This window comes from Methylophaga sp. OBS3 (assembly GCF_026319325.1).
GTDB lineage: Bacteria > Pseudomonadota > Gammaproteobacteria > Nitrosococcales > Methylophagaceae > Methylophaga.
In genome coordinates this window covers 87,933-100,989 of record NZ_JAPDMU010000002.1, presented here as the reverse complement: position 1 = coordinate 100,989, position 13,057 = coordinate 87,933, and the positions used below count along the sequence as shown (strand labels likewise).

Sequence of the window (13,057 nt, the reverse complement as noted above, 5' to 3'; positions counted from 1 at the left end):
TTGAAAATGAGTGAAAATCATTTTTCAGGATTTAAGCTTCGTCAGGCGGTTAGTATCCTTGAAGATGGTGGCATTATTGCCTACCCGACAGAAGCAATTTACGGCATAGGTTGTGACCCAGAAGATGATGATGCACTGTTAGAAGTGCTCTGGTTAAAGCAACGTCCACCTGAAAAAGGGTTGATCTTAATTGCAGCAGACTTTAATCAACTGCAAGACTACATCGCACCTTTGCCAGCAGAAGTGTTAAGCAAATTATTGCAATCATGGCCGGGTCCTAATACTTGGCTAGTTCCAGTTAAGCCCGATGTAAGTCCTTTGTTGACCGGCGGAAGAGACACCCTAGCTGTACGAGTTACCGACCATCCAATCGCGGCCGCATTGTGTCGTGAGTTTGGTGGTCCAATTGTCTCAACCAGTGCCAACCTCACTGGCTTAAAGCCAGCAAAATCTGCCTACCAAGTTCGTTGGCAATTACCAGAAGTCGATTTTGTGATGACTGGTGCCTGTGGCGGCCTGCAGCAACCCAGTACGATTCGTGATGCTTTGACAGGTGAGGTTTTCAGATGAGTCAGCCGGATATAAATGCAGTACGTGAATACTTACTGACGTTACAGGATAATATTTGCAGAGGACTTGAAAAAGTCGATGGTGTTGCAAGATTTGTTGAAGATGCTTGGCAACGAGATGCTGGTGGCGGTGGTCGTACCCGTTTAATGAGTGGCGGCGAAGTTATTGAGCAAGGCGGGGTTAACTTCTCCGAAGTGTTTGGTGACAACCTGCCTGGTTCAGCGACGGCTGCAAGACCAGAGTTAGCGGGGCGTAGTTTTCGTGCTTTAGGGGTGTCATTGGTTATTCACCCAAATAACCCTTATGTGCCAACTTCGCATGCTAACGTCAGATTTTTTATTGCCGAAAAACCTGGTGAAGATCCAATTTGGTGGTTTGGTGGTGGTTACGATCTGACGCCGTATTATGGTTTTGAAGAAGACGTTGTACATTGGCACCAAACGGCATTTGATGCTTGCCAGCCTTTTGGTGATAACGTCTATGCGGACTATAAAAAATGGTGTGACGAGTATTTCTACCTCAAACATCGTGATGAAGCACGTGGTGTTGGCGGCTTATTTTTTGATGATTTAAACGAATGGGGTTTTGAACGCTGTTTCGCATTCATGCAGGCAGTGGGCAACAGTTATCTTGATGCCTATTTACCTATCGTGCAAAAGCGTATGACGATTCCATTTGGTGAGACTGAGCGCGACTTTCAGTTGTATCGTCGTGGTCGCTACGTTGAGTTTAATTTGGTCTATGACCGCGGCACATTATTCGGTTTACAGTCAGGTGGCCGTACCGAGTCAATTTTGATGTCGCTACCGCCACTAGTGAAGTGGCGATACAACTGGCAACCGGAAGCTAACAGTCCAGAAGCACGGCTTTATACTGACTTTCTGCCGCACAAAAACTGGCTGAAGTAAACGGTTACTCCTCTTTAGATAGAAGTGCTAGCTGGTCTGCTTGATACTCATTGATTAAAGGTTCAATGACTTCATCAAGCGCACCGGCAGTTACTTCGGTCAGCTTGTATAACGTTAAATTGATACGGTGGTCAGTGATACGACCTTGTGGATAGTTGTAGGTACGAATGCGTTCACTACGATCACCGCTACCCACTAATAAACGACGTGTTTCTGCTTGCTCAGCTTGTTGTTTATCAATTTGTTCCGCCATGATCCGTGATTGCAGTACCGACATCGCTTTAGCGCGGTTCTTGTGTTGTGAGCGTTCTTCCTGACATTCCACCACAATACCCGTCGGAATATGCGTAATACGTATTGCCGAGTCAGTGGTGTTAACGTGCTGACCACCGGCACCTGATGAACGGAAGGTATCAACTTTCAAATCTGCCGGATTAATTTCAATTTCATCGATTTCATCAACTTCAGGCAGGATCGCAACAGTACAAGCTGAGGTGTGAATACGGCCTTGTGATTCTGTTTCCGGGACACGTTGCACTCGATGCGCACCTGATTCAAATTTCAAACGTGAGTAGGCACCTTCACCAACGATACGGGCAATAATTTCTTTGAAACCACCATGCTCACCCTCGGCTTTATTCAGCACTTCTACTTGCCAACGACGACGCTCAGCGTAGCGGCTATACATACGGAATAAATCACCCGAGAAAATAGCTGCTTCATCACCACCCGTTCCCGCGCGGATTTCCAGGTAGATGTTGCGTTGGTCATTGGGATCTTTTGGCAGCAACAGTTTTTGCAATTCGAACTCTAGTGTTTCTTGACGTTCTTCAGCTGCTTTAATCTCCTCGCGCGCCATTTCTTTAAGCTCAGGATCGTTCTCAGACAGCATCGCTTGCGCATCTTCAATGTCGCTGATGGTTTGCAGATAGGTTGCGAAGTTTTTTACTACAGGCTCAAGCTGTGCGTACTCTTGTGACAGCGAGCGGAATTTCTTTTGATCAGCCATCACCGAAGGCTCGGCCAAAAGGCCGCTGATTTCTTCGTGACGTTCAGTCAAAGCTTCGAGTTTGTGACGGATCGAGTCTTTCAATGTTAATCCTTAAGGTTAAAGAGCTGCCGAGCAGCATCCAATAGTGGATTGGTTTCGTCATATTGGAAAGCCGACAAACGTAATTGGCGGCTCGGCTCGTGCAAAAGTTTATTGGTTAGGCTGCGCGCCATTTCAGTCATGGCTTGTTCTGGTGGCATACCTTGTTCAATTTGTTTTAATGCTTTTTCAAGTACGGTACTGCTGTGTTGCTGTGCTTCGTCGCGAATGGCGCGAATTACCGGCACGGTATTTTGACTGCGCATCCAACCTGAGAAATGTTCTACCTGCGCATCAATGATTTCTTCGGCCTGTTTAGCTGCATCACGGCGGGACTGTAGATTTTCTTCGATGATATCGTGCAAGTCATCAACACAATAAAGGTAAATATCATCTAACTGACCGACTTCGGCTTCAATATCGCGTGGTACGGCAATATCCACCATAAACATCGGTCGACGTTTACGTTGTTTTAATGCGCTTTCGACCATACCTTTACCCAAAATAGGTAACTGGCTTGCGGTCGAACTGATGACGATATCAGCCTCAGCTAAGTGCGCAGGCATTTCACTCAGACTAATCGCGTAGCCGTTGAAAGGTTTGGCAATGGCATGTGCACGCTCAACGGTGCGGTTGGCAATAATGATGCGTTTAATGCCATTGTCATTTAAGTGGCGTGCAACTAATTCAATGGTTTCGCCCGCACCAATTAAAAGGGCAGTAGCTTGGCTTAAGTTACTGAAAATCTGTTTTGATAGGCTTACGGCTGCAAATGCGACAGAGACAGGACTATTCCCAATAGCGGTATCTGTTCGTACTTGTTTGGCAACTGCAAAAGCATGCTGAAAAAGGCGACCTAATGATTTACCCAAGGCTTGAGAATTAAGCGCTTGGGAATAGGCTGATTTTAATTGCCCTAATATCTGCGGCTCACCTAAGACCATCGAATCTAGCCCGCAGGCAACGCGGTATAAGTGACGTACTGCATCAATATCTTGATATTGATAACTAAACGGCAGAATATCGCTGTCAGCACTTGCTCGAACTTGCTGCAACCATAGTTGAATACCATTGTCATAGTCTTCATCAACACAGCAGTACAACTCGGTACGATTGCAGGTGCTGACGATGACAGTTTCGAGAATATTTGTCTGTTGACGCAGTGTGCTTAAAGCATCAGACAAAACATCGCCATCAAAGCTAAACTGCTCACGGACAGCGACCGGGGCTGTGGTATGGTTGATGCCAAAACAGACAAGATGCATAAATATAGGGTCGTATTAAATGCTGGTAAACTCTACAGCCAAAAACCGAATTGTCGGGTGCTCAATGTGTGATAAACCAAATTTGCCATTCTATCAAACTCAATCGCGCAGGTCGTTTTAATATGGATTTATTACAACAGTTTTGGTTCGGTACCAGACAAATTATTCGTGGAACAGCGTTATTGGGACTGCCAATTTTCTTATTGGCTTGTGCTGCAACGCCAGCCCAACAAAAGCAAACGGAAGCTGAACCGGAAGCTATGACAACAGATGACACAGAAATGACTTACCTGCCATTGTCATCAGAATTGGTTTATTACATTTTGACAGCAGAAATTGCAGGTCAGCGCGGTCAAATTGGCATTGCCAGCGACTTGTATCAAAAAGCTGCGGATACCATTGAATCACCGGCTTTGGCTGAGCGAGCTGCGCGTGTCGCGACCTTTTCCAGAGATAAGGGCCGGATTAATAAGGCGTTAGATAGATGGCAGTCTGTTGATCCCAATGATGCCGATGTATTGGTGATGCAGGTGCCGTTTTTGCTGAATGAAAAGCAATTTAACCAAGTCATCACTACCATGGATAAAGCCATTTCTTTATCCCCAGAAAAATCCCCGGTTTATTTGGCAACGTTTTCTGAACATTTAAGCGATATGGTCGATGGTGCAACGGCACTGCCAATGATGCGTCGTTTAGAAAGTTATCGAAATAATGATCCAGAAGCACGTTTTGCTTATGCGCGAATGGCCGCTTTTTACAAAGAATATGATTTAGCGCTTACCGAAATCGATGCACTGTTGGCTAAACAGCCTAATCATGAGCCTTTTTTAGCGTTGAAATCGGAAGTATTGCAACGAAATGGCGATCCAGAGAGAGCATTAAAGTTAATTGCCAAAGCGGCACAAAAACCAGGGGCTAGTGAAGAATTACGATTTTCTTATGCCAAATTACTGGGTGAAAATGGCGAAACAGCCAAAGCACAAGCGGTATTTGAAGAATTAAACTTAGAAAATCCAGATAACAAAGAAGTATTATTTGCGCTTGGTTTACTGGCTTTGGAAAACGGTGACGGCCAAACGGCGAAAACTTATTTCACCGATTTATTACGCAAAGGTGATCCCGCTCAGCAAGCTGGTTATTTCATGGGACTTGCCGAAGAGATGAACGGCAACATCGATGCAGCATTAGTGTGGTTCGCTTCTGTGCCAGCGGATAGTCAACGTTTTGATAGTGCTCAAGGTCGCTATATCAGCTTGTTGGCTGAGCAAGGCGATGTCGATAAAGCCCGTAATCATTTGAAATTGATGCGTCAGGAGCGTCCGGGACAAGCCCGCGAATTCTTTTTGTTTGAAGCAGCTTTCCTGCAAGAGCAAGACATGTCTAAAGAAGCCATGTCGGTTTATGACGAGGCGCTGTTACAGTTTCCTAATGATTTTGAGTTGTTATACAGCCGCGCCATGTTAGCGGAGTCACAAAACGATATTCCGAAACTAGAAGCAGATTTGCGTAAGATTTTGGAAATTGATCCCGATAACGCTCAAGCACTGAACGCTTTGGGGTACACACTGACAGACCGTACTGACCGTCATCAGGAAGCATTGCTGTTAATCGAGCGTGCACTTGAGCTTAAACCGGGAGATCCGTTCTTCCTAGATAGTTTAGGTTGGGTGTATTACCGAATGGGAAATCTCGATTTAGCTGAAAAATACTTACGTCAAGCGATTGCGGTGCAACCTGATGCCGAATTTAATGCCCATTTAGGTGAGGTATTGTGGCAGCAAGGTAAAAAAGGTGAAGCCCAAGCGGTTTGGCAAGCTGCCAAAGAACAAGATGCTGACAACAAAGTATTAAACGAAACCTTAGAACGATTTAATCAATGAGATTTTTACTGATAGGCAGCATTTTGCTGCTTGCATCAGCTTGTACGCCGTTTGGTCCAACCAAACCAGATTTACCTGCTGAACAATTATTGGCGCAGCGTGAGGCGCAATTAAAACAAATTGATGAGTGGTCATTTCGTGGCCGTACACTTATTCAGCAAGGTAAAGAGGGGTGGAATGCTGGCGTCAATTGGCAACAAAATGCCGCTGATTTCCATATCCAACTAACTGGGCCTTTTTCGCAAGGTGGCGTTGAGCTTTCAGGAAATGCACAGCAGGTAGAACTGCGTACCTCGGAAGGCGACCATTACGTGGCGGATACGCCCGAGCAGTTATTAGAACAAGTGTTAGGTTGGCGTTTACCGGTTAGTGCGTTAAGAGATTGGGTCAAAGGCCTTCCTTATGCCGATGAGCCGGTGCAATTAAAAGAAATTAATGACAATGGCCAACTGGTGTTATTACAACAAGCAGGTTGGGAAGTCTCGTTTATTCGCTATGTACCTTTTGCTGGTCAAACGATACCTGACAAAATCTTTATTAAGCGTGATGATTTAAGCATGCGCTTGGTGATTTCACGCTGGCAATAATGTTGACATATCAAAGTTGGCCAGCGCCTGCCAAGTTGAATTTATTCTTGCATATCACTGGCCAACGTGAGGATGGTTATCACTTACTGCAAACGGCATTTCAGTTTGTAGACTATGGTGACACGCTAGAGATTGCGGTAACCGAATCCCCAACAATACATTTATCACCAGCGCTACCTGGTGTAACTGACGACGATAATTTGATAGTGCGCGCCGCAAAATTATTGCAGCAAGCCACTAATACCAAACTGGGTGCTGATATCTGCTTACAAAAGCAACTACCCATGGGCGGCGGTTTAGGAGGCGGCAGTAGTGATGCCGCAACGACCTTAGTGGCGCTCAATGCACAGTGGAAATGTCAGTTATCCCAAGATAAATTAGCTGAATTGGGATTGCAATTAGGCGCAGATGTGCCGGTATTTGTGCGCGGGCAGGCTGCTTGGGCTGAGGGTGTTGGCGAATTATTAACACCCATATCGCCGCCTGAGCCTTGGTATTTAGTAGTGATCCCTGATTGTCAGGTCTCCACTGCAGAAATATTTTCTACTTCGGAATTGACACGCGACTGCGTTCCTATCAAAATATCGGGCTTCCTTTCGGGGGAAGGCAGTAATGTCTGCGAAGCGGTAGTCAAGCAGCGTTATCCGGCAGTTGCCGAAGCGCTGGATTGGTTGGCACAATATGCCAATCCAAAAATGACTGGCACAGGTGCTTGTGTTTTTGCTAGCTTTGCAACAGCTGCCGAAGCCAAGCAAGTTTGGCAACAACTGCCGGTATTATGGCAGGGATTTGTCGCCAAAGGCTGTAATCAGTCGACTTTGCTTGATGCAGTTAGTCGCTTTAGCGAATAATTTGCAAGATTATGAGTTTGAAATAGTTGGGGTATAGCCAAGCGGTAAGGCAACGGGTTTTGATCCCGTCATTCCCTGGTTCGAATCCAGGTACCCCAGCCACTCTTTTGTTTTTTCATTGAACTCGGCAGCTCAACTTGTGACTCAAAATCGTATCCTCCAGTTACAGCAGCGTACCGCCGATGACAACATGATGGTGTTCACCGGCAATGCTAATCGCAAGTTGGCTGAAAGCATCGCCAACTTCCTTAACATTTCCCTCGGTAAAGCCACTGTTGAAAAATTCAGCGACGGTGAAATCATGGTCGAGATCCTCGACAATGTCCGTGGTAAGGACGTTTTCATCGTCCAGCCAACGTGCAGACCGACCAATGATAATTTGATGGAATTGATGGTGATGACCGACGCTATCCGTCGTGCATCTGCCAAACGTATTACCTTGGTTGTCCCTTATTTTGGATACTCACGTCAGGATCGCCGTCCGCGATCTGCTCGTGTTGCGATTACCGCCAAAGTGGTTGCCAATATGTTGACCGGTGTTGGTGCAGACCGTGTGTTAACGGTTGATTTGCACGCCGATCAAATCCAGGGGTTCTTTGATTGCCCTGTCGATAATGTTTATGCCTCTCCAGTATTGCTTGGCGATATTTGGAAACATAAATACGATGATTTAGTGGTGGTTTCACCTGATGTTGGTGGTGTGGTTCGTGCGCGTGCGTTGGCAAAACATCTTGATGTTGAGTTGGCCATTATCGATAAACGTCGCCCACGTGCCAATGTCGCCAAAGTGATGAACATTATTGGTGATATCGAAAACCGTACTTGTGTCATGGTTGATGATATGGTCGATACGGCAGGAACCTTATGTGCCGCCGCAGCTGCGTTAAAAGAACATGGCGCCAATAAAGTGGTGGCCTACTGCACGCACCCAGTTTTATCAGGCCCTGCAGTCGAAAATATCAGTAAGTCGCTGCTAGATGAATTGGTGGTGACAGACACGATTCCGTTACAGCCAGCTGCTGCCGCAAGTGCGAAAATTCGCGTACTCAGTATTGCTGAAATGCTGGCTGAAGCGATGTACAGAATTAGTAACGAAGAGTCAGTAAGCTCTTTGTACATGGATTAACCCTAACGGGTTGAATGTGCCGAACCTGGTCGCGGGGGAGGCGAAATGCCACGGAAAAGTGGCTTAGTAACGGACCGCGGTCCGTTTTTTAGTCTTGGAGAAAGAGATGGAAAATTTATTTGAAGTACACGCCGAAACGCGTACTGACGAGGGGAAAGGTGCGAGCCGCCGCCTACGTCATGCGGGTAAAGTACCGGCTGTTGTTTATGGTACCGAGAAAAAACCGGTATCGATTTCTTTAGATCATAACCAGTTTATCCGCCATTTGGCTGAAGAAGCGTTTTACGCGCACATTCTGACACTGGTTATCGACGGTAAGAAAAACCAAGTTGTTTTGAAAGATCTGCAACGTCATCCAGCGAATGACAACAAAATCATTCACGCTGACTTCCTGCGTGTCGATGCTAAACATGAAATGACAATGACTATCCCATTGCACTTCACTAACGAAGAAAAATCAGTTGGTGTTAAAGCGGGTGGTCAGGTTGCGCATCTGATGTCTGAAGTTGAGATCACATGCTTACCGAAAGATCTGCCTGAGTTCATTGAAGTCGATGTCGCTAAATTAGGCATGGATGAGTCAATTCACTTGTCTGAACTGACCTTGCCTAAAGGTGTTTCATTGACAGCGTTAAGCCATGGTCAAGAAGAGCACTTAGAAGAAGGTGAACGTTCTTCTTATGACCAAGCGATTGTTAGCATTCATGAGCCACGCGTTGCACAAGTCGAAGAAGAAGATGCTGACGTAGCTGATGATGCTGAAGAAGCGAAAAAAGACGAAGAATAATTCATTAATCTTTGTCATTGGGAGCTGTTATGGACAACTGGATCATTGCCGGTCTAGGTAATCCCGGCTCTCAATATCAACACACCCGACATAACGTCGGGTTCTGGTTGCTGGACCAGTTAGCCGCTGATGCTGGTGTATCGTTTAAAACCGATAGTCGTTATCAGGGTGAGCTGGTTCAGTACACCACACCAGAAGCCAAAATCTGGCTACTCAAACCGTTAACCTTTATGAATCGCAGCGGACAATCTGTCGCCGCGTTAGCCAATTTTTATAAAATCCCGCCACAAAACCTGTTGGTTATCCATGATGAGCTGGATTTACCTGCCGGAACGGTCAGGTTAAAAAAAGGGGGCGGTCATGGTGGTCATAATGGTTTGCGTGACATCATCGCCCAAAATGGTGGGCAAAAAGATTTTCTGCGTTGCCGGATAGGTATTGGTCATCCGGGCAATAGCAAACAAGTGGCTGATTACGTCCTGAGTAAACCCTCAGCTGACGATCGCCAACAAATCATGCACAGCATTGATGATGCGCTACGCGTATTGCCTGATGTGCTTAATAACCAAATCGATAAAGCCATGAACTGGCTGCATTCACAATAGGATTTTCCATGGGATTTAAGTGCGGCATCGTTGGTCTGCCAAATGTTGGTAAATCGACCCTATTTAATGCTCTGACCCAAGCGGGTATAGAAGCTCAGAACTATCCTTTCTGCACGATTGAGCCGAATGTTGGCATTGTGCCAGTACCTGATCCACGTTTGGATAAACTGGCTGAAATCGTCAAACCACAAAAAATTCTGCCAACCACAATGGAGTTTGTGGATATTGCAGGTTTGGTGGCAGGTGCATCTAAAGGTGAAGGTCTGGGTAATAAATTCCTAGCTAACATCCGTGAAACTGACGCAATTGCCCATGTTGTCCGTTGCTTTGAAGATGAAAACGTCGTGCATGTCGCTGGTAAGGTTTCACCTGTCGATGATATCGAAGTGATTAATACTGAGCTAGCTTTAGCGGATTTAGAATCAGTTGAAAAAGCGATTTTAAAAACCAGTAAAGATGCTAAAGGCGGCGATAAAACTGCAAAAGCACGTTTAGCGTTACTCGAACAAATGCGTGAACATCTTGATGGTGGTTTGCCAGTTCGTGCCATGAAGCTTGATGATGACCAGCTAGCGTTAATGACTGGCCTGCATTTACTGACTATCAAACCAACGATGTATATTGCCAATGTCGCTGAAGATGGTTTTGAAAATAACCCTGCATTAGCCGCCGTTGAAAAACTCGCTGAATCTGAAAATGCCGTTGTTGTTGCAATTTGTGCCAGCATTGAAGCGGAAATTGCCGATCTGGCTGATGAAGATAAAACGGAATTTTTATCGGAACTTGGTTTAGATGAGCCGGGTCTGAATCGTGTTATTCGCAGTGGCTATCAATTACTGGGTCTGCACACCTACTTCACCGCTGGTGTCAAAGAAGTCCGTGCTTGGACTGTTGAACTGGGCGCAACAGCTCCAGAAGGTGCTGGTGTGATTCATACAGACTTTCAAAAAGGCTTTATTCGTGCCGAAGTGATTGGCTACGAAGACTTTGTTCAATTTAATGGTGAACAAGGTGCAAAAGATGCAGGTAAATGGCGTCTTGAAGGCAAAGATTACGTCATCAAAGATGGTGATGTAATGCATTTCCGCTTTAACGTTTAATCCGAATAGTACTGCGCGAGTGGCTCAGTTTTGAGCCGCTTTAATCTTAGGCTGAGGAAAACGCATGAAACGCTGGTTTATCGGTTTGTTAGTTTTGCCACTCGCGATCAATACGGCTCAAGCAGCATCTGCAATGGATGATTGCATTCTATCTAAAATCGCCACCTCAGATGATAGTGTTACGGTGGGTAATATTCGCGATATTTGTCGTGGTGAAATCGCTGCAGAGAAGCCTGCGATTTTGCCTGACGATGCGGCAGCATCCTTAACCATTAATAACCAGCCAGTTGATGATGTGCCGATGGCTGATGAGCAAATTGACACTATCGAGACGGCGGATGGTTCGGCATTGACGCGCCGTTTGGTATTAGAAAAAAGCCAATCCAATAATCCATTCGTTTTTCTGCCGCATCGCCCTAACTACTTTATTTTCAGTAATAACATGGCATCGCCTAACTTGGCACCGTTCGATGCTGCAGATCCGGATGGCGATAATAGTTTCCAGCCATGGGAGAGTAAGTTTCAGATCAGTTTGAAACTACCCGTTGCTCGTGGACTCTTTGGTGGTCGTGCCGATGCATTTATTGCCTATACCAACCGTTCTTTTTGGCAGATGTTTAACCGCGATAACTCTGCCGCATTTCGTGATTCCAATCATGAACCCGAAGCATGGTTATCGTTTGCTAACGATTCGGAAATTTTTGGCTTTAAAAACTCCTTAATTAATGTGGGTATTAATCATCATTCAAATGGTCAGAGTGGTGCCTTATCTCGCAGCTGGAATCGGGTGTTTGCAGAAGCGGTCATGGAAAAAGGCAACTTTTACTTCTCACTGCGTCCTTGGTGGCGTGTGCCAGAAAGTGATAGCTCAGATGACAACCCCGATATTGAAAAATACATGGGTAATTTTGATTTCACCTCAGTTTATAAATACGGTGACCATAGCTTTGATTTGATGCTACGTAATAACCTACGCAGCGATAATAAAGGTGCGGTTCAGCTTGGCTGGAGTTTCCCGCTATACAAAAATTTCCGCGGTTATGTGCAGTGGTTTAATGGTTATGGCGAGAGCCTGATTGACTATGATCACCGTACAAATAGTATTGGTTTAGGCATTCAATTCAGCGATTGGCTGTAATTGGCGATGTTAATGGTTGATATTTAACCAATGGCAACGTAAAATGCTCGGCTTCGTGGCTACATAGCTCAGTTGGTTAGAGCACATCACTCATAATGATGGGGTCCCTAGTTCGAATCTAGGTGTAGCCACCACTTCTTTCTTCTCTCCTGTTTTATCTCCCGTATCTGTACTGTAAGACCTATCACAGGTTTTCCGCTATTGATGTTTTCACGGTAACATACCGATTAACCTGTCGTTATGTTTAACCTTGTGTAGCCGTTGACCGGAAATAAAACAAGCCATGTTTGAATCATTCAGTTCACTCAACTTAAAGTTGCCTAAAGAAATCATTGTTTCTGATTCTTTTATTGGTTTGCTAATCAGCAGCGTTATTCTGATCACGGCGATACTTATCATCCGCGCTTTGACGGCAAGATTCATTAAACAAAAAATCGAATCCTACGAGCTGCGTCGTCGTTGGTTAGTGCAATCACGCAATGGTTTGATTCTGTTGATGGCGCTTGGCTTGATCTTCATTTGGGGACAAGAGTTACGCACTTTAGCCTTATCAGTTGTCGCGATTGCCGTTGCTTTTGTGGTCGCCACCAAAGAGCTCATCATGTGTGTCATGGGCTCAATACTCAAAACTGGCGCAGGCTCATTTACCGTAGGTGATCGAATTCAGGTCAAAGAGTTTCGTGGTGATGTCATTGATCAAAACCTACTGGCGACCACTATTTTAGAAGTCGGTCCTGGCAAATCGACGCATCAACGGACTGGCCGTTTAGTTGTGCTGCCAAATGCTATGTTTGTTGCTGAGCCCGTTATTAATGAGAGTTATACCAACGACTATATTTTGCATGTTTTCACCGTGCCATATAAGCGTGAGGATGATTGGCAGTCTGCTCAGAAAGCTTTTCTGCAGGCGGCAAACCGTCACTGCATGCCCTATATGAAAGAAGTCCGTAACTATATGCGGCAGATTAGTCAGTTACGAGGGGTCGAAGTCCCTTCTGTTGAGCCACGGGTTACTCTGGCGGTTCCAGAAGCTGATGAGATACATTTAGTGGTGCGCATACCGGCAAGAGCGCATCAACGCGTCCAAGTTGAACAGGCGATTCTGAGTGAAGCGTTAACAGGTGTTCCTAGCCCTGTGGAGCCATAGACG

General features: G+C 45.6%; 13 protein-coding genes and 2 tRNA genes. 13 read left to right on the top strand and 2 right to left on the bottom strand.

The window, feature by feature from the left end; genetic code table 11:
- Positions 1-6: 6 nt before the first annotated feature.
- The gene (locus OMP94_RS04870; protein ID WP_266276685.1) at positions 7-570 is read left to right on the top strand and encodes an L-threonylcarbamoyladenylate synthase; all 564 of its coding nucleotides are present in this window, start codon (positions 7-9) and stop codon (positions 568-570) included.
- Positions 567-1,478, top strand: coding sequence for an oxygen-dependent coproporphyrinogen oxidase (hemF, locus tag OMP94_RS04865; RefSeq protein WP_266276683.1), 912 nt, complete (start codon positions 567-569; stop codon positions 1,476-1,478). The genes OMP94_RS04870 and hemF overlap by 4 nt, the downstream gene beginning before the upstream one ends.
- Before the next feature lie 4 nt (positions 1,479-1,482).
- On the opposite strand, the gene prfA is transcribed toward hemF, so the two are convergent.
- Both prfA and hemA read right to left on the bottom strand, forming a co-directional pair.
- On the bottom strand, positions 1,483-2,571 hold the full coding sequence (prfA, locus tag OMP94_RS04860; RefSeq protein WP_266276681.1) for a peptide chain release factor 1: 1,089 nt from the start codon (positions 2,569-2,571) through the stop codon (positions 1,483-1,485).
- Between the two features lie 2 nt (positions 2,572-2,573).
- Positions 2,574-3,833, bottom strand: coding sequence for a glutamyl-tRNA reductase (hemA, locus tag OMP94_RS04855; RefSeq protein ID WP_266276679.1), 1,260 nt, complete (start codon positions 3,831-3,833; stop codon positions 2,574-2,576).
- A gap of 122 nt (positions 3,834-3,955) precedes the next feature.
- Here hemA and OMP94_RS04850 point away from each other — a divergent pair, with 122 nt between their 5' ends.
- From OMP94_RS04850 to OMP94_RS04800, 11 genes are all read left to right on the top strand, one after another.
- A complete protein-coding gene (locus tag OMP94_RS04850; RefSeq protein ID WP_266276677.1) occupies positions 3,956-5,713 on the top strand; it encodes a tetratricopeptide repeat protein in 1,758 nt (585 codons plus the stop codon).
- The gene (lolB, locus tag OMP94_RS04845; RefSeq protein WP_266276675.1) at positions 5,710-6,300 is read left to right on the top strand and encodes a lipoprotein insertase outer membrane protein LolB; all 591 of its coding nucleotides are present in this window, start codon (positions 5,710-5,712) and stop codon (positions 6,298-6,300) included. The genes OMP94_RS04850 and lolB overlap by 4 nt, the downstream gene beginning before the upstream one ends.
- Positions 6,300-7,151: a 4-(cytidine 5'-diphospho)-2-C-methyl-D-erythritol kinase gene (ispE, locus tag OMP94_RS04840; RefSeq protein ID WP_266276673.1), complete on the top strand. Its 852-nt coding sequence runs from the start codon at positions 6,300-6,302 to the stop codon at positions 7,149-7,151. Before lolB ends, ispE begins: the two co-directional genes overlap by 1 nt.
- Before the next feature lie 27 nt (positions 7,152-7,178).
- Positions 7,179-7,253, top strand: a tRNA-Gln gene (locus tag OMP94_RS04835).
- A gap of 88 nt (positions 7,254-7,341) precedes the next feature.
- Positions 7,342-8,277 carry a ribose-phosphate diphosphokinase gene (locus OMP94_RS04830; protein WP_266277502.1) on the top strand — a complete coding sequence of 312 codons (936 nt, stop codon included), beginning with the start codon at positions 7,342-7,344 and terminating at the stop codon, positions 8,275-8,277.
- A 106-nt stretch (positions 8,278-8,383) separates the two neighbouring features.
- Positions 8,384-9,064 (top strand): 50S ribosomal protein L25/general stress protein Ctc, encoded by a 681-nt coding sequence (locus OMP94_RS04825; RefSeq protein WP_266276671.1) that lies wholly within the window; start codon positions 8,384-8,386, stop codon positions 9,062-9,064.
- 29 nt (positions 9,065-9,093) lie between these two features.
- Positions 9,094-9,669 carry an aminoacyl-tRNA hydrolase gene (gene pth / locus OMP94_RS04820; RefSeq protein ID WP_266276669.1) on the top strand — a complete coding sequence of 192 codons (576 nt, stop codon included), beginning with the start codon at positions 9,094-9,096 and terminating at the stop codon, positions 9,667-9,669.
- An 8-nt stretch (positions 9,670-9,677) separates the two neighbouring features.
- Positions 9,678-10,769, top strand: coding sequence for a redox-regulated ATPase YchF (ychF, locus tag OMP94_RS04815; protein ID WP_266276667.1), 1,092 nt, complete (start codon positions 9,678-9,680; stop codon positions 10,767-10,769).
- Between the two features lie 64 nt (positions 10,770-10,833).
- Entirely contained in the window at positions 10,834-11,907 is a 1,074-nt protein-coding gene (locus OMP94_RS04810) for a phospholipase A (protein WP_266276665.1), read from the top strand.
- 57 nt (positions 11,908-11,964) lie between these two features.
- Positions 11,965-12,041: transfer RNA gene (locus OMP94_RS04805), tRNA-Met, on the top strand.
- A 149-nt stretch (positions 12,042-12,190) separates the two neighbouring features.
- Positions 12,191-13,054 carry a mechanosensitive ion channel domain-containing protein gene (locus tag OMP94_RS04800; RefSeq protein WP_266276663.1) on the top strand — a complete coding sequence of 288 codons (864 nt, stop codon included), beginning with the start codon at positions 12,191-12,193 and terminating at the stop codon, positions 13,052-13,054.
- Positions 13,055-13,057: the final 3 nt, after the last annotated feature.